The following is a 619-nucleotide window of genomic DNA, read 5'->3' on the forward strand; positions in this document are numbered from 1 at the left end:
CGCTAAACGGGGCAGCACGTTTTTGCCGGTGGTGGAGGCGCTGGCCAGCACGTGGGTATATCCATCGGCCAGTTCGACCAGCAGCTCGCCCATGGGCTCGGCCAGCTGGTGGGCGTAAACGGCGTTATCCGCAACGCGCACTTTGCTTACACCGTCGAGCTTGGCGGCGGCCTCGGCGGCGGCTTGAACGCCTTCACCGGCCACCAGAACGTCAATATCGCCACCGATGGCTTGGGCGGCCGCTACGACGTGGGCAGTGGCGCCGGCCAGTTGGCCTTCGTGTAGATCCGCAAGTACCAGAATGCTCATGGCATCAACTCCTTTCAAAGCTCTTTTCTTAAAGTACGGTTTTCAAAGCACTTATCTTAAAGAGCTTATCTCAAAGAACTTTGGCTTCGTTTTTCAGTTTGTCGATCAGCTCGTCTACCGAGGCGACTTTGACGCCGCCTTTGCGCTCGGCGGGCGACTCTACTTTGAGCAGACTGACCTTGGAGGCGACCTCGATGCCGTAGTCGGCGGGGGTTTTCACATCCAGCGGCTTCTTCTTGGCCTTCATGATGTCGGGCAGCTTGGCGTAGCGAGGCTCGTTGAGGCGCAGGTCGGTGGTGACGATCGCCGG

At 59.1% G+C, this 619-nt stretch carries 1 protein-coding gene and 1 pseudogene; both read right to left on the bottom strand.

Features of this window, described 5'->3' with window-relative positions; all coding sequences use genetic code 11:
• The coding region (locus HALA3H3_RS27270; RefSeq protein ID WP_458574525.1) for an adenine nucleotide alpha hydrolase family protein at positions 1–309 on the bottom strand (309 nt) is incomplete at its 3' end.
• Between the two features lie 70 nt (positions 310–379).
• Positions 380–619: pseudogene (locus HALA3H3_RS05385) on the bottom strand (electron transfer flavoprotein subunit beta/FixA family protein); the annotation flags it as partial.

The organism is Halomonas sp. A3H3, assembly GCF_000982975.1.
In the GTDB taxonomy this organism is placed as follows: Bacteria; Pseudomonadota; Gammaproteobacteria; order Pseudomonadales; family Halomonadaceae; genus Vreelandella; species Vreelandella titanicae.